The sequence below is a fragment of the Stenotrophomonas sp. NPDC077420 genome, from assembly GCF_044543385.1.
Classification (GTDB): Bacteria; Pseudomonadota; Gammaproteobacteria; order Xanthomonadales; family Xanthomonadaceae; genus Stenotrophomonas.
In genome coordinates, this window is record NZ_JBITVZ010000022.1 from 1 (window position 1) to 23,366 (window position 23,366).

The 23,366-nt window shown below is 69.0% G+C and carries 24 protein-coding genes; 3 read left to right on the top strand and 21 right to left on the bottom strand.

Translation table 11 applies throughout. From position 1 onward, the window contains the following. Positions 1-98: 98 nt before the first annotated feature. The 14 genes from ACIGII_RS17350 to hisS form a co-directional block, all read right to left on the bottom strand. Positions 99-839, bottom strand: coding sequence for a copper homeostasis protein CutC (locus ACIGII_RS17350; protein ID WP_399640627.1), 741 nt, complete (start codon positions 837-839; stop codon positions 99-101). Between the two features lie 2 nt (positions 840-841). After that, positions 842-1,840, bottom strand: a complete 999-nt coding sequence (locus ACIGII_RS17355) for a N(4)-(beta-N-acetylglucosaminyl)-L-asparaginase (RefSeq protein WP_399640624.1) — start codon at positions 1,838-1,840, stop codon at positions 842-844. Between the two features lie 52 nt (positions 1,841-1,892). After that, positions 1,893-2,945 (bottom strand): glucokinase, encoded by a 1,053-nt coding sequence (locus tag ACIGII_RS17360; RefSeq protein ID WP_399640622.1) that lies wholly within the window; start codon positions 2,943-2,945, stop codon positions 1,893-1,895. A gap of 124 nt (positions 2,946-3,069) precedes the next feature. Then, the gene (locus ACIGII_RS17365) at positions 3,070-4,668 is read right to left on the bottom strand and encodes a calcineurin-like phosphoesterase C-terminal domain-containing protein (protein WP_399640619.1); all 1,599 of its coding nucleotides are present in this window, start codon (positions 4,666-4,668) and stop codon (positions 3,070-3,072) included. 88 nt (positions 4,669-4,756) lie between these two features. Next, positions 4,757-5,380, bottom strand: a complete 624-nt coding sequence (gene hisIE / locus ACIGII_RS17370) for a bifunctional phosphoribosyl-AMP cyclohydrolase/phosphoribosyl-ATP diphosphatase HisIE (protein ID WP_399640616.1) — start codon at positions 5,378-5,380, stop codon at positions 4,757-4,759. Continuing rightward, entirely contained in the window at positions 5,370-6,146 is a 777-nt protein-coding gene (gene hisF, locus ACIGII_RS17375) for an imidazole glycerol phosphate synthase subunit HisF (protein ID WP_399640614.1), read from the bottom strand. Before hisF ends, hisIE begins: the two co-directional genes overlap by 11 nt. Continuing rightward, positions 6,140-6,874 (bottom strand): 1-(5-phosphoribosyl)-5-[(5-phosphoribosylamino)methylideneamino]imidazole-4-carboxamide isomerase, encoded by a 735-nt coding sequence (hisA, locus tag ACIGII_RS17380; protein WP_399640611.1) that lies wholly within the window; start codon positions 6,872-6,874, stop codon positions 6,140-6,142. The genes hisF and hisA overlap by 7 nt, the downstream gene beginning before the upstream one ends. Then, positions 6,871-7,473, bottom strand: a complete 603-nt coding sequence (hisH, locus tag ACIGII_RS17385; RefSeq protein WP_399640608.1) for an imidazole glycerol phosphate synthase subunit HisH — start codon at positions 7,471-7,473, stop codon at positions 6,871-6,873. The genes hisA and hisH overlap by 4 nt, the downstream gene beginning before the upstream one ends. After that, positions 7,470-8,543, bottom strand: a complete 1,074-nt coding sequence (gene hisB / locus ACIGII_RS17390; RefSeq protein WP_399640605.1) for a bifunctional histidinol-phosphatase/imidazoleglycerol-phosphate dehydratase HisB — start codon at positions 8,541-8,543, stop codon at positions 7,470-7,472. Before hisB ends, hisH begins: the two co-directional genes overlap by 4 nt. Next, positions 8,540-9,625, bottom strand: a complete 1,086-nt coding sequence (hisC, locus tag ACIGII_RS17395; RefSeq protein ID WP_399640602.1) for a histidinol-phosphate transaminase — start codon at positions 9,623-9,625, stop codon at positions 8,540-8,542. Before hisC ends, hisB begins: the two co-directional genes overlap by 4 nt. Continuing rightward, positions 9,622-10,917, bottom strand: coding sequence for a histidinol dehydrogenase (hisD, locus tag ACIGII_RS17400; RefSeq protein ID WP_399640599.1), 1,296 nt, complete (start codon positions 10,915-10,917; stop codon positions 9,622-9,624). The genes hisC and hisD overlap by 4 nt, the downstream gene beginning before the upstream one ends. Then, positions 10,914-11,825 carry an ATP phosphoribosyltransferase gene (gene hisG / locus ACIGII_RS17405; protein WP_399640596.1) on the bottom strand — a complete coding sequence of 304 codons (912 nt, stop codon included), beginning with the start codon at positions 11,823-11,825 and terminating at the stop codon, positions 10,914-10,916. Before hisG ends, hisD begins: the two co-directional genes overlap by 4 nt. 11 nt (positions 11,826-11,836) lie before the next feature. Further along, complete coding sequence (locus ACIGII_RS17410; protein WP_399640593.1) at positions 11,837-12,163, bottom strand: YerC/YecD family TrpR-related protein; 327 nt, start codon at positions 12,161-12,163, stop codon at positions 11,837-11,839. A 404-nt stretch (positions 12,164-12,567) separates the two neighbouring features. Then, the gene (gene hisS, locus ACIGII_RS17415) at positions 12,568-13,965 is read right to left on the bottom strand and encodes a histidine--tRNA ligase (protein WP_399640590.1); all 1,398 of its coding nucleotides are present in this window, start codon (positions 13,963-13,965) and stop codon (positions 12,568-12,570) included. A gap of 108 nt (positions 13,966-14,073) precedes the next feature. Between hisS and ACIGII_RS17420 the strand changes: the two genes are divergently transcribed. Next, positions 14,074-14,823, top strand: coding sequence for a Crp/Fnr family transcriptional regulator (locus ACIGII_RS17420; RefSeq protein WP_399640588.1), 750 nt, complete (start codon positions 14,074-14,076; stop codon positions 14,821-14,823). A gap of 40 nt (positions 14,824-14,863) precedes the next feature. Here the strand turns inward: ACIGII_RS17420 and thrC are convergent, their stop codons facing one another. From thrC to thrA, 3 genes are read right to left on the bottom strand one after another with little or no spacing between them, the layout of a single operon-like run. Beyond that, positions 14,864-16,153 carry a threonine synthase gene (gene thrC, locus ACIGII_RS17425; RefSeq protein WP_399640585.1) on the bottom strand — a complete coding sequence of 430 codons (1,290 nt, stop codon included), beginning with the start codon at positions 16,151-16,153 and terminating at the stop codon, positions 14,864-14,866. A 36-nt stretch (positions 16,154-16,189) separates the two neighbouring features. Next, positions 16,190-17,104 (bottom strand): homoserine kinase, encoded by a 915-nt coding sequence (locus tag ACIGII_RS17430; RefSeq protein WP_399640640.1) that lies wholly within the window; start codon positions 17,102-17,104, stop codon positions 16,190-16,192. Positions 17,105-17,121: 17 nt separating this feature from the next. Then, positions 17,122-19,659 (bottom strand): bifunctional aspartate kinase/homoserine dehydrogenase I, encoded by a 2,538-nt coding sequence (thrA, locus tag ACIGII_RS17435; protein ID WP_399640582.1) that lies wholly within the window; start codon positions 19,657-19,659, stop codon positions 17,122-17,124. On the opposite strand from thrA, the gene ACIGII_RS17440 reads away from it, so the two are divergent. Then, complete coding sequence (locus ACIGII_RS17440) at positions 19,658-19,987, top strand: hypothetical protein (RefSeq protein ID WP_399640642.1); 330 nt, start codon at positions 19,658-19,660, stop codon at positions 19,985-19,987. The genes thrA and ACIGII_RS17440 overlap by 2 nt on opposite strands. A gap of 21 nt (positions 19,988-20,008) precedes the next feature. Here the strand turns inward: ACIGII_RS17440 and ACIGII_RS17445 are convergent, their stop codons facing one another. Continuing rightward, the gene (locus tag ACIGII_RS17445) at positions 20,009-20,956 is read right to left on the bottom strand and encodes a DMT family transporter (protein WP_399640579.1); all 948 of its coding nucleotides are present in this window, start codon (positions 20,954-20,956) and stop codon (positions 20,009-20,011) included. 71 nt (positions 20,957-21,027) lie between these two features. Continuing rightward, positions 21,028-21,756, bottom strand: coding sequence for an AraC family transcriptional regulator (locus ACIGII_RS17450; RefSeq protein ID WP_399640577.1), 729 nt, complete (start codon positions 21,754-21,756; stop codon positions 21,028-21,030). A gap of 121 nt (positions 21,757-21,877) precedes the next feature. Between ACIGII_RS17450 and ACIGII_RS17455 the strand changes: the two genes are divergently transcribed. Further along, positions 21,878-22,354 carry a GNAT family N-acetyltransferase gene (locus ACIGII_RS17455; RefSeq protein ID WP_399640575.1) on the top strand — a complete coding sequence of 159 codons (477 nt, stop codon included), beginning with the start codon at positions 21,878-21,880 and terminating at the stop codon, positions 22,352-22,354. A gap of 29 nt (positions 22,355-22,383) precedes the next feature. On the opposite strand, the gene ACIGII_RS17460 is transcribed toward ACIGII_RS17455, so the two are convergent. Then, positions 22,384-22,671: a hypothetical protein gene (locus ACIGII_RS17460; RefSeq protein WP_145477833.1), complete on the bottom strand. Its 288-nt coding sequence runs from the start codon at positions 22,669-22,671 to the stop codon at positions 22,384-22,386. A gap of 150 nt (positions 22,672-22,821) precedes the next feature. Further along, positions 22,822-23,271, bottom strand: coding sequence for a PA2169 family four-helix-bundle protein (locus ACIGII_RS17465; RefSeq protein WP_399640573.1), 450 nt, complete (start codon positions 23,269-23,271; stop codon positions 22,822-22,824). Positions 23,272-23,366: the final 95 nt, after the last annotated feature.

The following is a 23,366-nucleotide window of genomic DNA, read 5'->3' on the forward strand; positions in this document are numbered from 1 at the left end:
AATTAAAAGGAGGAAGGGGGCGGCCGCAGGCCGACGCCGGGGGAAATTCGCCCACAAGGGCACGGCGGCCCCGCACTCGCCCCACCGGCAACCGCTTTTCAGTCCCGATCGGCTGCATCCAATGCGGCGCGCAACGCGGCGACCGTGTTGGCGTCGGTCTGCGTCCAGTCGTTGTCCAGGCCTCGCAGGTCGGCATTGCGGTAACGCATCCCCGAGACCCGGACCGCCTTGGCAGAGGCGTGCAATTCGCGGCAGCCGGTGGTTGTCGCGACGTCCGTGATGGTGTCCGGGCCGATGCCCGCGCCGGCCATCACCGAGAGGCGATCACCTGCCTGCGCGACCAGCTGCGCCAGCATGCCGCTGCCCGCCTGCGCGCTGGCCTGGCCGCCGGAACTCAGCACCCGCTGGCAGCCCAGTGCGATCACCTGCTCCAGCGCCACCGGCAGGTCGCGCGCGGCGTCGAAGGCGCGGTGGAAGGTCACGCCCAATGGGCCGGCCGCCGCCACCAGATCGCGGCACAGTGCCACGTCGATGTCGCCCGCGGCATCCAATGCCCCGATCACCACGCCGTCGCAGCCCAGCTGCCGGCACTGCGCGATGTCGCGCAGCATGATCTCCGTCTCCAGCGCGTCGTAACGGAAATCGCCAGGGCGGGGCCGGATCAGCACGAACAGCGGGATCTGCAGGCGCTCCCTTGCCACGGCGATGCTGCCATGGGACGGCGTGGTGCCGCCCTCCGCGAGGTTGTCGAACAGCTCGATGCGGTCGGCACCGCCCCGCTGCGCCGCCAGGGCCGATGCAACCGAGTTCGACGCAATCTCCAGGGTAGGCCTCGCCATGCTCAGGTCTGCTCGCTGGTGTAGACCGAGGCGGAATCGCGCAGGTCGTCCTGGCGGTCCTTGTCGCACACCGCATAGACGAAGCCACGGTGCAGCGCGTAGGCGCCGACCTCGCCGTCGCGACCCAGCGCAAGGAAGCACACCTGCAGGGTCTTGCTGGCCTCCGGCCGCTTGCGCACCACACGGGCGATCGCTTCACGACACGCCTCTGCCGGCGAGCGCCCCTGCCGCATCAGTTCCACCACCAGGAACGACGCCGCATTGCGGATCATCTCCTCGCCCACGCCCGACGCGGTCGCCGCGCCCACCTCGTTGTCCACGTACAGACCGGCACCGATGATCGGGCTGTCACCCACGCGGCCGTGCAGCTTCCACGCCATGCCGCTGGTGGTGCAGGCCCCGGCCAGCTGGCCCTGCGCGTCGATGGCCAGGATGCCCAGGGTGTCGTGATTGCTGCTGTCGCCGGGACGGGTACGCCGCTCGGCATTGATCTCAGGGGTGTACTGCGCCGTCTTCAGCCACTCCCGCCACGCTTTTTCCGCCGCCGGGGTCAGCAGCTTCTCGCGGGTGAAGCCCTGCTGCACGGCAAACTGCTGCGCGCCCTCGCCCACCAGCATCACGTGCGGCGTCTGTTCCATCACCTTCCGCGCCACCGACACCGGATGCAGGATGTCGGTCAACGCCGCCACCGAGCCACACTGCCCGTTGCCGGCCATGATGCTCGCATCCAGGCTCAGCACCCCGTCACGGTCCGGATTGCCGCAGCGCCCCACCGTCGGGTTGCACAGCTCGCTTTCCGCCCAGCGTGCGCCGGTTTCCACCGCATCCAGCGCACTGCCGCCGGACGACAGCACCTTCCACGCCGCCTGGTTGGCGCCCACGCCGAAATCCCAGGTGGATACCACCCGCGCGCGTCCGCTGCTGCTGGCCTGCACCCGCGGAAATGCCATCACACCCGCCGCCAGCGCACCGGCCTGAAGGAATTGCCTGCGATCAGTCACTCGTTGCTCTCCCACTGCCATGAACCGGCCCGGGAAGGCCGGGAAAGAATGCTTACGCCGCCGCGCAGCGGTGCTCGGCGTGCCATACCGCCGCGCCGATCACGCCCAGCTCGCCATGCTCGACCCGCCATACCGGTACCTGTTCCAGGACCCGCCGCATCACCCCCTTGGCCAGGAAACGGCTGCCGAACGGACCCTCCTCGAGGAATCGGGCGACGTGGCTGGAGATGCCGCCTGCCAGATAGACCGAGCGCGCCCCGAAGGTCACCGCCAGGTCGCCGGCCAGGCTGCCCAGCCATCCGCAGAATACTTCCAGCGTTTCCACCGCCAGAGCGTCCTCGCCCGCGTGCGCAGCGGCGATCAGCGCTTCGGTGGAGGTCCACTGCGGGGCCACGCCGCGGATCGCGCACAGCGCGGGATACAGATTCATCAGGCCGCTGCCCGACAGGATGCGCTCGTTGTCCACATGCTCCCAGCGCGCCAGCATCTGCTGCAGCACCTGCAGTTCCAGTGCAGTGCCTGCGCCCAATGCCGCATGGCCGGCTTCGCTGGCCAGCACCGCACGGGCGCCTGCCTCGAAGCGCAACGCAGCGCCCAGTCCCGTGCCCGGCCCCAGCACCAGCGCCGGCCATCGAGCACCGGCGGCCGGGTCGCCGTTCAACGACACCAGCGTTTTCGCGGCGACATGCGGAATCGCGTACGCAACCGCCTCGAAATCATTGATCAGATCGAGCGTGGCCAGTCCCGCCTCACGCCGGGTGGCCGCCAACGACACCGGCCACGGCAGATTGGTATTGACCAGATGGTCGCCTTCCAGCACCCCCGCAATGGCCACCACCGCGGTGCCCGGCGCAGGCGCGTGCGACGCGCGGAAGGCGCCAAGGATGGCGGCCAGGCTGGCGAACTCGGCACAAGCATAGCGGCGCAGGTGGCGGATGCGCGGCGGCTGGCCCGGCACTCCCTCCGCCAGGGCCACTCGTGCATAGGTCCCGCCGACATCGGCAACGATCAGCGTGTCGCCGTGCGAACCAAGGCGTGGCAGCGGCGCGGTCGAACCCTCGGGATGGACCGGAGGGGCGTCTGGAAACGGTGTTGCAACGCTCACTCGCAGGCCTTGGGTTGGGTGGAATCCATCACCGGGATTTTCGGTGATCGGGTCTGCTTTGCAAAGCAGTGGCGGGCCGTACCGGGGCGTATTGCACCGCTGGGTTGCCAGGCAGGGCCTGGCACTACGGTTTTGCCGTCTGCAGGCGGTAGGTGGTGCTGGCGGTTGCGGTCGGGCCATCGGCATGCATGGCGCGTACTTCGACCTTGTGTGCACCGACCGCCAGGTCGGTGGGCAGCGCGCCGCGCCAGAGGTGCGGCGAGGGGGTGGCCTCCGGCGAGCGGTCGAAACCGCGCAGGCGCTCGGCGCTGTCGTCGGCGACGTTTTCGGCCAACAGGCGCGGGTCCGGCTGCTCCACCCGCTTCATGCGCTGCCACGCGCCGTCGTCGACCCGGTACTCCACCTGCGTATCAGCCTGGCCCATGAACACATTGGCATACACCCCCCATGCCGGGTAGGCATCCTTGCGCAGTACCTTGGGCGCGTGCAGGGCAATCTGGTAGTCATCGGGCGCGCGCGCCACGTAGTAGCGCAGCGCGTACTCGCCGCCCGGCTTCACCGACAGCACCGCATACCCGTTCGGGGTACCGTCGCTCATCGTCGCATCGGGAATGCCGCTTTCGTCCTTCACACCGGACCAGAATGCACCACAGGCGGCACCGACGTTGTACTCATGCAGCGGGCTGCTGCCCTGCCAGCCGTCGGCTGCGCCGTGGTAGTAGTGCTGCTGGGTGTGGCTGTGCCCGCTCAGCACCAGCACGTTCGGGAAATTCTTCAGCAGCGCGAACAGGCGCGCACGATCGGCATGGCGGAAGGTTTCGCGACCGGGTGCGGCGTCGAACAGCGGAATATGCATGCCCAGCACCAGCAGGCGGTCGCGCGGCACGCCCTTCAGGTAATTGGCCAGGAAGGTGAACTGGTCCGGGCGCAGGCCGCCGACGTATTTCGGCGTCGCGGCAGGATCGTAGACCACATCGTCGAGGAACACGAAGCTTGCGCCCCCCTCTTCCACCGCATAGGTGTCCGGGCCATAGACCGCGCGCCAGCTGTCCAGCGAATGCCGGTCCTCGCCGGCATCCATGTCCAGGTCGTGGTTGCCGGGCACATGGAACCACGGCACCTGCAGCTGCGCGGTGACCTTGTTGATCTGCGGATAGAGCGACAGGTCGTCATTGACGATGTCGCCCAGCGTGGTGCCCAGCCGTGCCGGGTGCTTGCCGATGATCGGTTCGACGATGGCGCGCTGGTAATACCCGACGTCCTGGCGGCTGGCGGTCTGCGAATCGGTGAACACCAGCATCTCGAAGCCATCGCGGGCCGCGTCGGCGTCCTTGGACGGCTCCAGCGCGAAATCCCAGTTGCGCAGGTTGCTGCCGGTGGCGGCGATGCCGTCGTACTTCAGCCGCGGCGAGCCTTGCGGGGCATAGTGCCGCCAGTAACCGGGCATGCCGTTGGCCGCGACCGGGAACCGGAACTCGTCGGGCTTGATCACGAACACGGTCTGGCCATCGCGCACCGGCAGGCTGTAGCTGCCATCGGCCGCGGTGCGCACGATGACCTCGCCGTTGGAGACCTGCACCCCCGCCAGTGCCGGATCGGTGGGGCCGCGGCCGGGCTTGCCGTCGCGTTCCTGGTAGACCTTGCCGGTCACGCTGGCCTCGCTGGCCCAGGCAGGTGCGGACATCAACAGCAGGCAGGCCAGCCAGGCAGAAGTGCGGGTCATCGAGGCGTTCCGTAGAAGGTGGGCAGTGTAAAGCCGCACATCATCGCGGGTGGCCCGTTTCAGCAACGTTAAATGGCCGCGGCCGCGCTCACTTCGCGTGGCGCGCGACCAGTACCTCGACCGCGTCCTGCAGCGACAGGCCGCGCGCGCGCAGCAGCACGGTCAGGTGGAACAGCAGGTCGGCCGATTCCCCCAGCAGCGCGTCGTCGTCCTGCACCACGCCGGCCAGCGCGGTTTCCACCCCTTCCTCGCCCACCTTCTGGGCGATGCGGCGCAGGCCCTGCTCGAACAGCGAGGTGGTGTAGCTGTTGGACGGACGCCGTGCTTCGCGTTCGCGCACCAGTGCGTCCAGGCGGCCCAGGAAGTTGCCGGGCGCCTGCGCGAAGCAGCTCTCGCTGCCGGTGTGGCAGGTCGGCCCGGCCGGGCGGGCGCTGACCAGCAGGGTGTCACGGTCGCAGTCCACGCGCACCGCGACCACCGCCAGCACGTTGCCGGACGACTCGCCCTTGGTCCACAGCCGCTTCTTGCTGCGGCTGTAGAAGGTCATGTGCCCCGTCTCCAGGGTCAATGCCAGCGATTCGGCGTTGGCATAGCCCAGCATCAACACCGCCAGGCTGTCGGCGTCCTGCACCACCACCGGCAACAGCCCGTCGCCCTTGCCCCAGTCCAATGTCTGCAGGGCTTCGCGGGAAGGCAACACCTCAATAGACATCTCGAACCTCGATCTGCTGCGTGCGCAGGAACTGCTTCAGCGCGGGAATGGCAATGGCGCCACTGTGGAAGACGCTGGCGGCCAGCGCGCCATCGACATCGGCCTGGTCGAAGACATCGGCAAAGTGCTGCATCTCCCCGGCGCCGCCGGAGGCGATCAGCGGGACCTGGCAGGCCGCACGTGCCTGGCGCAGCTGTTCGACATCGTAGCCGCGGCGCACGCCGTCGCTGTCCATGCAGTTGAGCACGATCTCGCCGGCGCCGCGCCGCTGTACCTCGCGCACCCAGTCCAGGGTACGCACCGCCACCGCCTGGGTTTTGTCCGGATCGCCGCTGAAACGGCGCACGCGCCACTGGCCGTCCGGCTCGCGCACCGAATCGATGCCCACCACCACGCACTGCACGCCGAACTCGTCGGCCAGCTCGGTGATCAGGTCCGGGCGGCCCAGCGCGGGTGAATTGATCGAGATCTTGTCGGCCCCGGCGAACAGCACCCGGCGCGCGGTCTCCACGCTGTCAATGCCGCCGGCCACGCAGAACGGAATGTCGATCAGGCGCGCGATGCGCTCGATCCACGCCACGTCCACCGAGCGCGCCTCCGGGCTGGCGCCGATGTCATAGAACACCAGCTCGTCCGCCCCCTGGTCGCGGTAGCGCTGGGACAGTTCGACGATGTCGCCCATGTCCACGTGGTCGCGGAAGCGCACGCCCTTGACCACGCGGCCATCGCGCACGTCCAGGCACGGAATGATGCGCCGGCTCAACATGCCAGTGCCTCGGCCAGGTCCATGCGCTGCTCCAGCAGCGCCTTGCCCAGCACCGCGCCGGCGCAGCCCGCGGCGCGCGCCGCGGCCACGTCGGCAACGTCGCGCACCCCGCCGGAGGCCTGCACCGCCACGCCCGGCAGGCGCGCGGCGAGATGCCGGTACAGCGCAAGGTTGGGGCCGGCCAGCATGCCGTCGCGGGCGATATCGGTGCACAGCAGGTGGCGCAGGCCCGCCTGCGCGTAGCGATCAGCCAGCGCATCCAGGGTAACCCCGGCGTTCTCGGTCCAGCCGTGCACCGGCAGCTGCCACCGCCCCTCGGCATCCTGGCGCGCGTCCAGCGCGATGGTGATGCGTTCGGCGCCGAATTCCTCCAGCCAGCCGATCACCTGCGCCGGTTCACGCACCGCCAGCGAGCCAACCACCACGCGGCTGGCGCCGGCGTCGAGGATGCGCGACACGTCGTCGCGGCCGCGCACGCCCCCCCCGGTCTGCACCTGCAGGCCGGTGTGGGCGCGGATCGCCGACAGCAGCGGTGCCAGCGTGTAGCCGCCGGCGCGCGCCGCGTCCAGGTCGACCAGGTGCATCCAGCTCGCGCCCTGCGCTTCGAAGGCCTGCGCGCGCGGCAGCGGGTCGTCGCCGTAATGGGTTTCCTGCGCATAGTCGCCCTGGCGCAGCCGCACCACGCGGCCACCCCGGATATCCAGCGCGGGATAGACGATGAAACTCATACAGCGGTGTCCTCGAGGAAGTTGCGCAGCATCAGCGCGCCGGTATCGCCGGAACGCTCCGGGTGGAACTGGGCGCCGAAGTAGCGACCCTGCTCCACCATGGCGGTGAACAGCCCGCCGTGGTCACAGGCCGCCACGGTGTAGGCATTGAGGGGCGCGGCGTAGCTGTGCACGAAGTAGGCGCTGGCGCGCTCGGGAATGTCACGCAGCAGCACCGACGGCTTCAGCGGCAACAGCCGGTTCCAGCCCATGTGCGGAACGCGGATCCCGGTAGCCGGCACCAGTTTGCGTACCGTTCCGGGAATCAGCCCCAGCGTTTCCACATCCGCCTCTTCGGAACGGTCGAACAGCAGCTGCATGCCCAGGCAGATGCCCATCAGCGGCACCTGCAGGCGTCGCAGCGGCTCGACCAGGCCCTGCGCATGCAGGCGCTGCATGGCCGGTCGCGCCGCGCCGACCCCGGGCAGGATCACCCGGCGCGCGCCCTGCAGCCCGTCCGCGTCGCGCACCAGCTGCACGCGCGCGCCCAGCCGCTCCAGTGCGTAGCGCACCGAGCCCAGGTTGGCTCCGCCGGCATCGATCAGCGCAATGTCGGTCACAGCGCCCCCTTGGTGCTGGGCAGCGCGGTGCCCTGGCGGGGCAAGGCCTGGCGCAGCGCGCGGGCCAGCGCCTTGAAGCAGGCTTCGACCTTGTGGTGGTCGTTGTCGCCGCGCACGCTCAGGTGCAGGTTCAGGCCGGCGGCATCGCACAGTGAACGGAAGAAGTGCGGCACCAGTTCGGTGGGCATGTCGCCCACGCGTTCGCGCTTGAAGTCACCTTCGAACACGAAGTACGGACGGCCACTGAAATCCAGTGCGGCACTGGCCAGGGTTTCGTCCATCGGCAGGGTGAAGCCGTAGCGGCCGATTCCCCGCTTGTCGCCGAGCGCCTCGCGCAGGGCCTGGCCCAGGGCCAGGCCGGTGTCTTCGATGGTGTGGTGTTCGTCGATGTGCAGGTCGCCCTCGGCCTGCACGCTCAGGGCGAAGCCGCCGTGCTTGCCGATCTGCTCCAGCATGTGGTCGAAGAACGGCAGGCCGGTGTGGGTCTGCGGCTCGGCGGTGCGGTCCAGGTCGACCTCGACGCGGATGCGGGTTTCCTTGGTATTGCGCTGCACGCTGGCCCGGCGCGGCGCATCGGCCAGCTCGTGGGCGATGCCGGTCCAGTCCCACTCGCCGCCGAACGGTTCGGTACGCAACTGGAACCCGCGGATCTTCAGGTTCTGCGCGAACTGGATGTCGGTCGGGCGGTCGCCGACCATCGCCGACCGTGCCCAGTCGATGCTGCGGTCCTGCAGGTAGGGCAGCATCATACCGATACCCGGCTTGCGGGTCGGCGCATTGTCGTGCGGCCAGGTGCCATCGATGAGCACGTCACGGAACACGATCCCCTGGCTGGCGAAGATCTGCAGCATCAGGTCGTTGGGACCGTCGAAGGCGGCCTGCGGGTAGCCTTCGCTGCCCAGCCCGTCCTGGTTGCTGACGATCACGAACTGGTAGCCCGCGTCGCGCAGCTTGAGCATCGCCGGAATCACGTCGCGGACGAAGCGGATCTTCTCGTAGGCGTCGATCTGGAAATCGGCGGGCTCTTCGATCAGGGTGCCGTCGCGGTCGACGAACAGGATGGGGGTCATGCGGCGGCCCTCCGGGCAGTGAGTACCTGGAGCACGCGGTCGTTCTCTTCCGGGCTGCCGACGGTGATGCGCAGTGCATCGTGGAGTTGCGGTGCGGCGCGCTGGTCGCGCACCACGATGCCGGCGGCCAGCAGCGCGTCGAACGCGGCCTGGGCGTCGTTGAAACGCGCCAGCAGGTAATTGCCCTGCGACGGGTATACGCGCAGCACGCCGGGCGCCTGCTGCAGGGCCTGGTACAGGCGCTCCCGCTCGGCTTTGACCTGGGCCACGCGCGCCTCGGTCACCGCCAGCGCATCGACCTCCAATGCGGCCAGCGCCAGCGCCGTGCAGGGCGCCGGCACCGGGTACGGGGCCTGGCAGCGGCGCAGCACCTGGATCAGCGCCGGCGTGGCGATCAGGCTGCCGATCCGCGCGGCCGCCAGCGCATGCGCCTTGGACAAGGTGCGCAGCACCGCCACGTTCTCGTAGCGCGGCAGCAGGATCGCCGCCGATGCCTGTTCGGCATACTCGCCGTAGGCTTCGTCGACCACCACCAGCGCCCTGCCATGCAGCGCCTGGGCGACACGTTCGATCGCGCCCAGGGCAATGCTGCTGCCGGCAGGATTGGACGGGCTGCACAGGAACACCAGCTTGGCGTTGCCCGCCAGTGCAGCGGCGATGATCGCGTCGATGTCGGCATCCAGCGCCTGGCCCGAATCGCGCAGCGGCACTTCCAGCAGCGGCGCGTTCTGCAGGCGCGCGCACACCGCATACATGCCGAACACCGGCGGGGTGACCAGCACCGCATCGCGGCCCGGTTCGCACAGCGCACGCACCAGCAGGTCGATCGCCTCGTCGCTACCACGGCCGATCAGCAGCTGTGCGGGCTCGCAGCCGTACAGCGCGGCCAGCCGGTCGCGCAGCGCTTCCGGCTGCGGTTCGGGATAGCGGCGCGCCACGCCGTGCGGGTCGCCGGGATTGGCCCAGGCCGATTCGTTCGCGTTGAGCCACACATCGCCGACCAGCGCGCTGCTGCGCGCCGAGGAATAGCCACTGAACGCGCGCAGGTCGCTGCGCACCAGGTCAAGCACGGCGGCGCTCATGCGGCGGTCTCCATGCGCAGCGCGACCGCGTTTTCGTGCGCGTCCAGGCCTTCGGCCCGCGCCAGCACGCGCGCACAGTTGCCGATACCGGCGATGCCCTGTGCGGTGGCGGCCTGCACGCTGATCATGTTCTGGAAGCTGGCCACGCTCACGCCGCTGTACGCGCGCGCCGCACCGGCGGTGGGCAGCACGTGGTTGGTGCCGCTGCAGTAGTCGCCCAGTGCTTCGGGGGTGTAGTCGCCAAGGAACACCGAGCCGGCGGCCTCGACCTGGGCCAGCCAGTCGCGCGGCTCGCGCAGGGCCAGGATGAGGTGCTCCGGCGCGTAACGGTTGCTGATCTGGAACGCCTGCACCAGCGAGTCCACCAGCACCAGCCGCGAGGACTGCAGCGCCTGCGCGGCGATATCGGCACGCGACAGCTGCTTCAGCTGCGCCTGCACCTGCGCCTCGACCCGTTCCAGCAGACCGGCATCGTCGGTGAGCAGCAGCACCTGCGAGTCCGGACCATGCTCGGCCTGCGACAGCAGGTCGGCGGCAACGAAGGCGGGATTGGCGCCGGCGTCGGCAATCACCAGCACTTCGGAGGGACCGGCCGGCATGTCGATCGCGGCGGCGCCGTCCTGGGCAACCTGTTGCTTGGCTTCGGTCACATAGCTGTTCCCCGGCCCGAACAGTTTGTCGCACGCCGGCACGCTGCCGGTGCCATAGGCCATCGCGGCGATGGCCTGGGCGCCGCCGAGCTTGAACACGCGGTGCACGCCGGTGAGCCGCGCAGCTACCAGCACGGCCGGATCGGCACTACCGTCGCGGCGCGGCGGGGTGCACAGCACGATTTCGCGGCACCCGGCCAGCTGCGCCGGAACGCCAAGCATGAGCGCGGTGGATGGCAGCGGCGCGCTGCCGGCGGGCACATACAGCCCGACCCGGCTGATCGGCCGCACCATCCGTTCGCAGCGTACGCCCGGTGCGGTTTCCACCGCGTAGCCCTGGCTCATGCCGGCCTTGTGGAACTGGCGGATGCGCGCGGCGGCGTCGATCATGGCCTGGCGCAGTTCGGCGGGGACGGCGCGCTCGGCAGCGGCGAATTCACCGTCGTCCACCTCGAACGACGCCGGCGCGACGCCATCGAAGCGCAGGCTGATTTCACGCAGCGCGGCGTCGCCGTCTTCGCGGACCGCGGCGATCAATGCCGCGACCGATTCGCGGGTGCGCGCGGCGACTGCCTGCACCGGGCGCTGAAGGGCCTGGGCCTGGGCGGCGGCGTCGAGTTGGGACCATTGCAGACGGTTCATGCCAGCGACCGCTCCACGCTCAGGACCATCAGCCCCTGCGCGCCGGCGCGCTCCAGTTCCTCCAGCCGCTGCCAGGTCAGTGCGCCATGGCACATGGTCTGCAGGCGGAGCTGGCCGCCGTCGTCGGGCAGCTGCACCAGCGGGTCGGCGTCCGGCAACAGGCGGGCCAGGTCGGACACGCGGTCCAGTTCGGCCCGGAACATCAGCAGTTTGCTGTCTTTCACCTTCACCACGCCGTCGAGGCGGCGCAGCAGCATGGCCATCAGGCCGGCGCGGGCGTCGTCGGGGGTTTTCACCGGTCCAGCCAGTACGGCTTCGCTTTCAAGCAGGGTTTCCACCGGCTTGAGCTGGTTGGCGGCGAGCGTGGCGCCACTCGAGACCAGGTCGCAGATCAGGTCGGCGGTGCCCAGCCGCGGCGCGATCTCCACCGAACCGGACAGTTCCACCACCTGGGCATCCACCCCGCGCTCGGCCAGCCAGTCGGCCAGGATCGCGGGATAGCTGGTGGCGATGCGCTTGCCGGCCAGTTGCTCCACACCCTGCCAGTCCCATTCCTCCGGCACGGCAAGCATCAGCCGGCACTGCCCGAAGTTCAGCCCGCGCAGCGCCTGATACGCATCCGGAAGTCCGATGCGGCGGCGCGCGGCGCCCTGCTCGTCCAGTTCGTTGCGACCGACGATGCCGAAGTCGCAGACGCCGTCGGCGATCAGACCGGGAATGTCGTCATCGCGGACCAGCAGCAGGTCGACCGGCAGCGACTCGCCATAGCAGAACAGTTTGTCGCGGCTCTGCCGCCAGCTCAGCCCGCAGGCGGTAAGCAGGCTGCGTGCGGGTTCGGCCAGCCGCCCGCTTTTCTGGATGGCGATACGCAGCCGGTCGCGGGCCGGGGCGGTCTGGGTTGCACTCATGGGGGAGATCTCTACTCGGATTCGGGGGACGCGGGCGTGGCGGTCGCGGCAATGGCGGCGGCATAGCCGCCGTGGCCATGGTCCAGCGAGCGCGCCACGCGCCCGGTGGTGGTCACGCTGACGCCGGTCAATTCATGGATTTCGCGATACGGCACGCCCTGCTTGAGCAGCGGCACCACCTTCCACCGGTCCGACAACGCTTCCAGCTCGGCCGGCGTGCACAGGTCGCGCAGGAATGCGGTCACCTGCTCGGCACTGGCCAGGCCGGCAAAAGCTCGCGCCAGGCAGGCCAGGTCGGCCTGGGGGTCTTTCTCAACGGGGACAGGACGGATTTTCATCGTATCAACGTAATAGCGTGCTATTACATTAGCGCAACCAGGTCGAAATGCCAAATCCGGAGCGCTGTCCATTCATCTGCCAGAGGCTGGCCACGTAAAGCAGGGCTCTGCCCGGATGCCCTCCCCCTCCGCGCACGACACGGTGTGAGGGCGGCAAAGAGACGCTGGACGTGCGCCGTTGCGGTTGCGGTTGCCGATGGCGCGGAACGTCCACGAACGCACAGGGGTTCCCAAGGCCGACCAACGGTCGGCGCTACCGGGAAATGAACCGAATGTCCGGGGTTCCAAGGTCCGGCGACGACGGGCGATCACGGTCCCCAAGGCCGGCCCGCGGTCAGCCGGACCGTAGAAACAACAATGGCACCCGTAGGTGCCATTGTGGGATACACAAACGCAGCAGCCCGTTACGCCATGGCGCGGGTCTGCTCCAGTTCCACCTGCAGCGCGCTGGCCAGCTCGTCGCGGGCGACCTCGAACTGCTGCTCGCGCAGCAGGTCCTTCACCGCCACCACCCCGCGTGCCAGTTCGTCCTCGCCCGCCAGCACCACGAAACGGATGCCGGCCTTGGCCGCGTACTGGAACTGCTTGCCGACCTTCTTCGGCTCCATCTGCACCTCGGCGTTGATGCCTCCTACGCGCAGGCGACGCGCGATATCCAGCGAATCGGCCAGACCGGCGTCGTCCATCAATGCCACCAGCGCATGCACGCTGCTGTCCTCGATGCCCGCGATCAGCCCCGCCTCGCGCAGCTGCCAGAACAGACGGGTCAGCCCGATCGAAATGCCCACCCCCGGCAGCTTCGACTTGCTGTAATGGCTGGCCAGGTCCTCGTAACGGCCGCCCGAACAGATCGACCCGATCTGCGGATGGTCGGTCAACGTGGTTTCGTACACCGTGCCCGTGTAGTAATCCAGGCCACGCGCGATGGAGAAATTCAGGCAGTACGCCGTCTCCGGCACCCCAAGTGCCTTGACCAGCTGCAGCACCTCGCGCAGCTCCGACACACCCACCTTCAGCGTGTCGCTGGCAGCGCCGTCAGCCACCAGCGCGTCCAGCTGCGCCAGCGCATCGGCATGGCTGCTCGAGCGCACCGCCACGAACGCCAGGATCCGGTCCACCTGCTCTGCCGGAATCGCAAAGCCCTCCCCGGTCAGCGTCTCGCGCACGTAGTCCGGGCCGCGCTTGTCCAGCTTGTCGACCTCGCGCAGAACCGCCATCTGGCGCTCGCCGTCGGCCACGCCCAGGCTCTCGAAGAACCCGCGCATCAGCTTGCGGTTGTTCAACTGCACCGAGAAATCACCGATGCGCAGCTCCGCGAACACCGCGTGGATCACCGCCAGCACTTCCGCGTCATACCGCGTGCTCAGGCTGTCCTTGCCGATCACATCGATGTCGCACTGGTAGAACTCGCGGAAACGACCGCGCTGCGCGCGCTCGCCCCGGTACACCCGCTGCATCTGGTAACGACGGAACGGGAAGGTGAGGTCATGCTCGTGCTCGGCCACGTAACGTGCCAGCGGCACCGTCAGGTCGAAACGCAGCGCCAGCTCCGGCAGGCTCCTGTCGCCCGCCTCGGCCGCATTGGCCAACGCGCCCGTCGACTGCACGAAATACACCTGGCGTTCGGTCTCGCCCCCGGACTTGGTCAGCAGCACGTCGGACAGCTCGAACACCGGTGTTTCCACCGGCAGGAACCCGAACCGCTCGTAATTGCGGCGGATGACGTCCAGCATGCGCTGGAACGCGATCTGCTCGCGCGGCAGCAATTCCATGATGCCGGGCGGCGTACGGGGCTTGATCACTTGCGGGACTCCTGCGGAACGTGGGGATGTGCGAGCTGCTTATTCTAGCCGCAGCCGGGCCAACCGCCGCATGACGTATCATGGACAGGCCCCGCTTCCTGGTTCGACATGACCCGGCCCCACTCCGGAACCGCCATTGCCGCCGCAGACGAACCCGCCCCGGGCTGTTCGACCCTGCGCGACTGCCTGCATTGCTCGGTGCGCCATCTGGCCGTCTGCTCGGCCCTGTCGCCCGACGAAGTGCAGGCGCTGGAACAGGTCACCGTCTCCCAGCCACTGCCGCTGGGCGCGACCCTGGCCCGGGCCGGCGAACCCCGCCAACATGTCTATACCTTGACCGCCGGCGCCTTGCGCCTGGTCCGCACCCTCGCCGACGGCCGGCGCCAGATCAGCGGTTTCGTGCTGCCGGGCGACTACCTGGGGCTGACCGGCAGCGACCACCACCGCCATGACATCGAGGCCATTGCCGACAGCCGGGTCTGCCGCGTCGCTCTGCCGCAGATGAAAGACCTGCGCGCGCGCTATCCGCACCTGGAGCGCAAGCTGCTGCAGCGTGCCTGCCAGGCGTTGGACGATGCCGCCGACGCTGCGCTGGCGCTGGGCCGGCTGCAACCGGCCGAGAAGCTCGCCGACTTCCTGCTGCGCCTGGCCGCACGCGAAGCGCGGCTGGGCGACCCCGGCCTGCGCGTGACCCTGCCGATGGGCCGCAGCGACATCGCCGACCACCTCGGCCTGACCATGGAAACGGTCAGCCGCACCTTCACCAAGCTGCGCCAGCAGGGCCTGATCGCCCTGCCCCACCTGAATACCGTCGAGATTCTTGACGAAGCCGCATTGCGGGAGCTTTGCGGGGTGTGAGGGGTGGCGTGGTTGCCGGGCAGAGCCCGGCACTACGGTGCTATGCCAGCAGGAAGTCGCGGAGCGCGGCGTAATGGGGTGGGCAGGATTCGGCATGCGCGGGCCTTTGCAGCAACGCAGCCAGTGCCGGGGGTACCTCGATGGCGCGGCCGATCAGCGGCTCCACCACCGCGTCGAACTTCGCCGGGTGCGCCGTGGCCGCCACCGCCCAGTCGCCCTGCACGCCCTCGCTGCGCAGCTGTTCAAGCAGCGCCACCGCCGTTGCCGTGTGCGGGCAGAACACGTCCCCAGCGGCCGCATGGCGCCGCGCGATCACCTCGCCGATCGCCGCATCATCCACCGCCGCCGTGCGGAACGCCGCGCGCAAGGCCTCGTCGTCCTCCGCATACAGCCAGCGCAGGCGCTCGAAGTTGCTGGGCGCGCCCACGTCCATGGCGTTGGCCAGCGTCGCCACGCTATGCCGCGGACGGTAGGCCTCGCCCTGGAAAAAGCGCGGCAGCACGTCATTGGCATTGGTCGCCAGGGCGATCTGACCGATCGGCAGGCCCATCGCGCGCGCCAGCACGGCTGCCATCGCATTGCCCAGGTTGCCGGTGGGGATCACCAGGTTCAGCGGCCGCCCATGGTCGCCGTGGTGGGTCAGCGCCGCGTGTGCGTAATAACTCATCTGCGGCAGCCACCGCCCCAGGCTGATGCTGTTGGCCGAACTCAGCGGCACCCGGTCCTGCAGCTCACGGTCGCCCAGCGCCTGCTTGACCATCGCCTGGCAGTCGTCGAACGATCCGGCCACCCGCAGCGCGTGGATGTTGTCGCCGAAGCAGCCCAGCTGGTGCGCCTGCCGCGGCGACACCCGGCCGTCCGGGTACAGCACCACCACCCGGATGCCAGGCTGGCGATGGAACGCCGCCGCCACCGCCGCGCCGGTATCGCCCGAGGTGGCCACCACGATGGTCAACGGACGATCGCGCTGGCCCTGCAACCGGGCCAGGCTTGCTGCCAGGAAGCGTGCACCGAAGTCCTTGAACGCCGCGGTGGGTCCATGGAACAGCTCCAGCACATGGTCGCCCGGGGTGGACAACGCCCGCAGCGGCGCCGGGAAATTGAACGCCTGTTCGCACAGCGCCGGCAGGTGCGGCGCGGGCGCATCCCCGGCAAAGAACGGTGCCAGCACCGCCGCGGCATCGCCGACGAGGCTGCCCTGCCCCTGCCACTGCCGTGCCTGCGGACGATGCTCGGGAACGTACAGCCCGCCGTCGGGCGCGAGCCCCGCGGCAATCGCAGCGCTGAGCGTGGCGGGCGGTGCCGCGTGTCGGGTCGAAACGAATTGCATGTCGGATCCTGAAGGGGAAAGGAAGGTCATCGGCGTTTACAGCAGCTGCGCACCGGGTGCATTCAAGGGCGATACCCAGGCCTGGCTGTCGAAGCCCGCCTCGGCGAAGGCGCGCTGTACCGCCGGCTGCGCGGCGCGCGCGGCCGCGTCACTGTCGAACCACGCAAACACGCTCGGTCCGGCACCGGAGATGCTGGCGCCCAGTGCGCCCGCCTGCAGCGCCGCCTCGCGCGCCGCAGGGAAGCCCACGATCAGCCCGGCCCGGCGCGGCTCGACCAGCACATCGCGCAGCCCCTCGCGGACCAGCCCCGCATCGCCACGGAAGCAACCGCTGAGCACCAGCGCCAGGTTCGCGCTCTGTGCGACGAAGTCGGACAACGCGTAACTGCCCTGCAGCGCGGCGCGGGCGCGGCGCGTTTCCAGCACCGCGTCGGGATGTACCAGCAGGCTGTGCCAGTGCGCCGGCACCGGAATCGACACCAGTCGGTCCGCCGTACTCAGCACCAGCCCACCCAGCAGCATCGGGCCCAGGTTGTCGCCATGCCGGCCGCCGCTGGCCACCGCCTCGCCCGCCAACGCGAACGGATACAGCGCCTCGCGCGGCAGCGGCGTGTCCAGCAACGCGTTCGCCGCCACCAGCGCGCCCACGCACGAGGCCGCCGAACCGCCCATGCCCGAACCGAGCGCGATGCCCTTGTCGATCTCCACCTCGAAACCGAACGGCAGCGCCAGCGCGTCGGACATCGCCAGCAGCGCCGCACCCGCGGTGTTGTCGGCGGCCGCCAGGGGCAGGTCCACCGTGGTGCCACGGATTGCCAGGATGCGGACCCCAGGCGACGCGGTGCGCCGCACCGTTACCGTGTCGCCGGCGCCGGCGATGACATGCCCGAGGATGTCGAACCCCACCGCGACATTGCCCACCGACGCCGGCGAGAACGCACGTGCCTGCATGCGTGCCGGGGCCTCGCTCACAGGCGCGCTCCTTCACCGGCGGCCACCCGCAGCACATCGGCGAACACGCCTGCCGCGGTCACCTCCGGTCCCGCGCCCGGGCCCTGCACCACCAACGGGTTGTCGCAGTAGCGGCGCGTGGTGAACTGCACCACGTTGTCGGTCAGGCGCAGGTTGGCGAAGGCATGGTCGCCCGGCAGCTCGACCAGGCCTACCTGGGCGGCGTCGGCCGACAGGCGCGCCACGTAACGCAGCACCGCACCGCGGGCGCGGGCCTGCGACAGGCGCTGGGCGAACGCCGCATCGACCGTGTCGAGCCCGGCCATGAACGCGTCCACGCTGCTGTCGCGCAGCGCTTCGGGTACCAGGCTTTCCACCGTGACCTGGTCCAGGCTCAGCTCGCGCCCGGCCTCGCGGGCCAGGATCACCAGCTTGCGGGCCACGTCAACGCCGGACAGGTCATCGCGCGGGTCCGGCTCGGTGTACCCCATGCCGCGCGCCTGCGTGACCAGTTCGGAGAACGGCACCTGTCCGTCGTACTTGTTGAACAGCCAGGCCAGCGTGCCGGAAAAAATGCCGTCGATGGCCAGGACTTCATCGCCGGTGTCGACCAGGTCGCGCAGCGTGGTGATCACCGGCAGACCGGCGCCCACCGTCGCTTCGTAACGGAAACGCGCACCGCTTGCCGCTGCCGCCTCGCGGATGGCGCGATAGCGCGGCAACGGACCGGCACCGGCCTGCTTGTTGGGCGTGACCACGTGGATGCCGGCCTGCAACCAGCCTGCATAGCGGTCGGCCACCTCCGCACTCCCACTGCAGTCGATGATCAGCGCATGCGGCAGGTGCGCCGACAGCAGGTGGTCAGTGAACGCATCCAGGTCGGTCGCCTGCGCGCCGCCGCCCAGCGCGGCGCGCCAGTCGCCCGCTACTCCGCGCGCGTCCAGGTGCATGCGGCTGCGCGAGGCCACCGCGCGCAGCCGCAGGTCGACATTGGCACGGGTCAGCAACGTCGGCTGCGCAGCCAGCAACTGGTCCAGCAGCGCGGCACCGACGTTGCCCGGGCCGATCACCCCCACCGAGAAGGTCTGCGGCGACAGCCAGAAGCCGGCGTGCGCGGCACGCAGCGCCTTGGTCGCATGGCGGCTGTCCACCGCCACCGAAATGTTGCGCTCGGACGAGCCCTGGGCGATCGCCAGGATGTTCACCTGCGCACGGCCCAGCGATTCGAACAGCCGCGCCGCCACGCCGGGCTGCCCCGCCATGCCGTCGCCCACTGCAGCCAGCACGCTGACGTTGTCGGTGAGCTGTACACGCTGCACCTGGCCCAGGCCGAGCTCGTGCGCGAAGGCGTGCAGCAGTGCGTCGCGCGCGCGTTCGGCTTCGGCCTGGCGTACCACGCAGCAGATAGAATGCTCGGACGAGCCCTGCGAAATCATCACCACCGATACATGCGCGTTGCGCAGCGCCGCAAATACCCGCTCGGCCGTTCCCGGCACGCCGATCAGGCCGGTGCCTTCCAGATTGAGCAGGGCCAGCTCAGCGCTGAGGGTCAGCCCCTTGATCGGGCCGGACGCGGTGCGCTCAGCGGTGATCCGGGTGCCCGGGTGATCGGGGTGGAAGGTATTGCGGATGATGATCGGCAGGCCACGTTCGATCGCCGGCGACATCGTCTGCGGGTGCACCACCTTGGCGCCGAAGTACGCCAGCTCGCAGGCTTCGTCATAGCTGAGCGCCTCCAGCTGCACCGCTTCGGGCACCACCCGCGGGTCGGCCGACAGCACGCCGTCCACGTCGGTCCAGATATGCAGTTCGTCGGCATTGAACAGTGCGGCGAAGATCGCCCCGGAGTAGTCGCTGCCGTTGCGCCCCAGCGTGGTCACCCGGCCGCGCCGGTCGCGGGCCACGAACCCGGTTGCCACCACCCGCGCCGTGGCATGCGCCTCGCGCCAGCCGGCCAGGCGTTGGGCGCTCTGCACCCAGTCCACGTCCACGCCAAGCTCGCCGCGATCCACCACCAGGACGTCGCGTGCGTCCAGCACCGCGCAGTCTTCACCGAGGCTGCGCAGGTAGTCGCCCAGCAGCTGCGCCGAATACACCTCGCCCAGGCCCTGCACGCGGTCCAGCACTTCGGCCGGCAGCTCGCCGATCACCGCCAGCGCCCCCAGCACGTCGGCCAGGTGATCGAAGCGCGCATCCAGCCAGTCCACGGTATCGCCAACGTGCTCGCCCAGCAGCGCCACCGCCGCGCCGCGGTGGCGCGCGCGCAGCGCGTGCCAGTCCTCGCGCCAGTGCGGCGCGTTGTCGGCCGCGGCGCCGGCCAGGGCGATCAGCGCGTCGGTCACGCCCTTCATCGCCGACACCACGGTGACCTGCAGCGCCTCCCCGCGGGCGAGCAGCAACTGCGCCACATGGCGGTAGCGATCGGCGTCGGCCACCGAGGTGCCGCCGAACTTGTGCACGACCGTGGCGGTGGCGGCGCGCAACGGAGAAGAAACGCCGGCCGGGGACGCGGCAGCAGGTGACGCGGTATCGGGAGAAACGGCAACGTGGGACATGCTGACCTCGATTCGAGGCCCCGCGTCATTCAGGCTGAAGGAGACTCCCCGCAACCTGGTCTGGTGCGGGGCCGTGGTTTTCGGAAATTACGCGAAGACGACGGGCCGCACCGGGCGAGTGGTGACGGTGGTAATGGTGGTGGTACCCATGGCCAGGCCAGCATCGGCACGGCCGCCGTGGACGGCGGTGATGCGAAGCGTGGCGGTGGCGGCGGGCAGGACCATGGCGCAAGAAAACTACGGCGCAGCACTGCTTGTCAAGTGCTGCATTGCAGAAAAGCCGTGCAGCGAACGGCTGGCATGTTCGGCAAAAAAGTTGCGAATGTGACCAACTCGCCGCCGATGCCGATCAGCCGGCATGTTCGGCCACCGCGCGCGGTGGGCGGTGCGCATGGGCGCACAGCACCACCCCCGAGACCAGGCACGCGATCGCCACGATCTCCATCGCGGTCGGCCAGCGCTGCTGCCAGGCGAACCCGTACAGCAGGGCAAACAGGGTCTCGAACACGATCATCTGGCCGGTCAGGGTCAGCGGCAGGTTGCGGCTGGCACGATTCCAGCAGGCGTTGCCGACCACCGACGCCACCACGGCCACGCCGGCGCTGATCACCCAGAACCAGGCCCAGCTTCCGGTGGCATGTTCGCTGCCCGGGAAGACGAACGCACTGGGCACCAGCAGCACCGCCAGCGCGCCGGTGGTGACCCCGGTCAGCAGCGACCAGTCGTGGCCGGACAGATCCGGGCGCCGCGCCAGCCAGCGGCTGTTGCCGATCGAGTAAAGCGCCCAGGAAAACAGCGCGCCCACCGCGCACAACAGGCCCAGCAGGCGTTGCTGGGTCGACCCCTGCGCATGCTCGGACGCCATGGCCTCGTAGCCGACCAGCGCCACTCCAATTAGGCACAGCACCAAGGCCGGCGCCAACGTGCGAAACGGCACCGCCCCTTCCTCGCGCACGCCGACCACGGTCACCACCACCGGGATCAAGCCCACGATCAGCGACGCCGCCGCCCCACCGGCCCACTGCACGGCCTTGGCCAGCAGCACGAAGTACACCAGGTTGCCGGCCAGGCTCAACCACAACAGTCCACGCCATTCGGCCATGCCGATGCGCTGGTGCAGGTCACGCCAGCGCGGCGCCAGCAGGGCCACGGCAATCAGGCCATAGACCAGGTAGCGCCCCGCCGACAACTGCACCGGGCTGAACTGGCTCAACACCGCTGGCGCCAGGAACACCACGCCCCAGAGCGCGCCGGCGGCAATGCCGTTGGCGATGCCCACGCCCATCGAACGATTCATCTACGTCTGCACCCGGCAACGGAAAGTCCGCGCCAGTGTAGGTGCGCCGGCGCCGCCGATCTTGACCCAGGCTACTGCGCGGACCGGTAGCGGCGCCGGTAGTCGGCCGGTGTCATGCCCCATTCGCGCCGCAGCGCACGGGTCAACGCACTCTGTTCGGAATAACCGGCGTGCTGGGCGATGGACGCGATGGACGCGTCGCTATCGACCAGCTGTCCACGCGCCCAGCGCAGCCGGCTGCCGCTCAACCAGGCCTGCGGACTGAGCCCGAACACCTGCTGGAACAGCGCGTGCACGCGGCTGCCACTCAACCCTACCGCGCCGGCAATCCGCTCAACCGACCATGCCTGCCCCGGCGACGCCTCGATGCGCGCACAGACTGCCTGCAGCCGGGTGGCGCTGCCCGCCAGAGAAAATGCCTCCAGAAGCACAGGCAGCTCCAGTGCCACCACGTCGGCCTCTACACGCTCGTCCGGTACCGTGCCCACCCGCTGTGCCATCCGCCGCACCTGGGCCGGAAGCGCCAATACGGGCTGTCGTCGCAGGCGTTCGAGGGTGTCGTCATCGAACATGTCGGCCGGACAATCAACGATCAGGAAACGGTCGTCATCGCAGGCAGCTTGGGCGTGCCCTGCATGTGGCGCGACAAAGGCCCCCTGCAGCCGATCCAGCCGCGCGCCCTGCCCTTCCAGCTCGAACGCCAGTTCGCCACGCACCGGCAGCACCCACTGCGCGAACGCATGGCGGTCGACGCTGGAATCCCGGCCATAGCGGCGAACGTTGAAAGCAGGTGAAGACATGCGCGCAAGTCTGCGCGCGGTTGCAGAAACCTGCAACGCGTCACGGCAATGGTGCAAGGGGTGGGTGGTATAAGAAGGGTGTCGCGCCGGACGTACCGACGTTCTGTACAGGGAGTACTCGATGCCATACCTCACGCTGAGCCAGGCTCCGCACCTGCTGCCGACAGTCGCCCAATGGTATTTCGATACCTGGGGCGCGCGCGTTCCCGGTCACACCTACGATGACGAAGAGCAGCGCCTCGAGGTGTTCCTTCACGACAACGAGCTGCCGATGCTGCTCATGGCCATGCAGAACGACGTACCCATCGCTGCCGCGCAGCTGAAATTCCACGAACGGACCGAGCATCCCGAACGGCTGCATTGGCTGGGCGGTGTCTTCGTCACGCCGGACCACCGGGGTCGTGCGCTGGCAAGCGCGATGATTGAAACGCTCATGCAGAAAGCGCGCGGCTATGGCGTGCGCGAAGTGTTCCTGCAGACCGAGCACGACGATGGAGGGTTGTATGCACGGCTTGGCTGGGAGCCGCTGGAGCGGCAGACCCATCGCACCGGCGTGCCGGTACGCATCATGCGGCGCGTGCTGCCGCTTCCCCGGTGAGCGCTGTGCTTATGCGTGGCCGATCCAGCTCAGCGGAAACGAACCGGCTGCGGCGCCGGGCGATCGGCCAGGGAGCCCATGGTAAAGGTGTAGCCGGCCTCTTCCAGCAGCTTGCGCATGCGCAGCTCTGCCCGCTTGGGATACGCCAATGAGGTAGGTGCGTGCAGCGCATAAGCGGTGGAGCGTCCCCCCTGCATGTCACGGGTAACCGAGGACTGGTTCGTCTCGCATGCATTCGACCACAGGTTCAACAACACCTGCGGTCCAATGGACTGGTTGTTGCCAAGACGAAGCGTGAGCCAACGCATGTGTTCCATGAGCAATCCCAGCGGTACGTGTGTTCGAGTATGCACCATATCCGGGACGGCCGTACGGCGGGGTCTGGACCCGCCCTCCCCGAAACGCAGACGCCCCGGATGAACCGGGGCGTCTGCAGTACGGTAAAGCGGCTGGCGCCGCCGCGACCGTTACGACTTCATGGCGTGCTTGCGGTTGCGCATCACGTTGTGGGTCTCTTCCACCTGCGGCAGCAGGCGGGTGACTTCAGCGCGCGCGGCCGGCGGGGTGTCATTGTCGGTCAGGGCGTCACGGAAAGCCTTCAGCAGGCGATCCTCGGATTCCTCCAGCTCGGCCACATAGCCGTACTGGGTGTCGCCCAAGGTGGCGCGGACCTTGCCGTAGAACTGCTGCATGGAGCCCACCATGGTGCCGTGCTCGGCCGGCTTGGCACCGGTGGCGGCCACCGTGCTGCTCAGCGCGGAAACGATATCCGCCTTGACGCCGGCAATGCGGGTGAACAACTGCGACAGCTCGGCGTCCTTCACCTTTCCGGCAGCTTCGGTGTAGAAGTCCTTGCCATCACGGGCGATCTCGATGAGGTCGTTGAGGGTGTGCGCGGTCTTGGATTCGGTACTCACTGATTTCTACTCCTGGAAAAAGATTCTGGATGACCCGTGTCGGGGTGAATCCACTTTTCCGCAGTTGCAATGAAGTCGGCGTGACCTTCAATCCG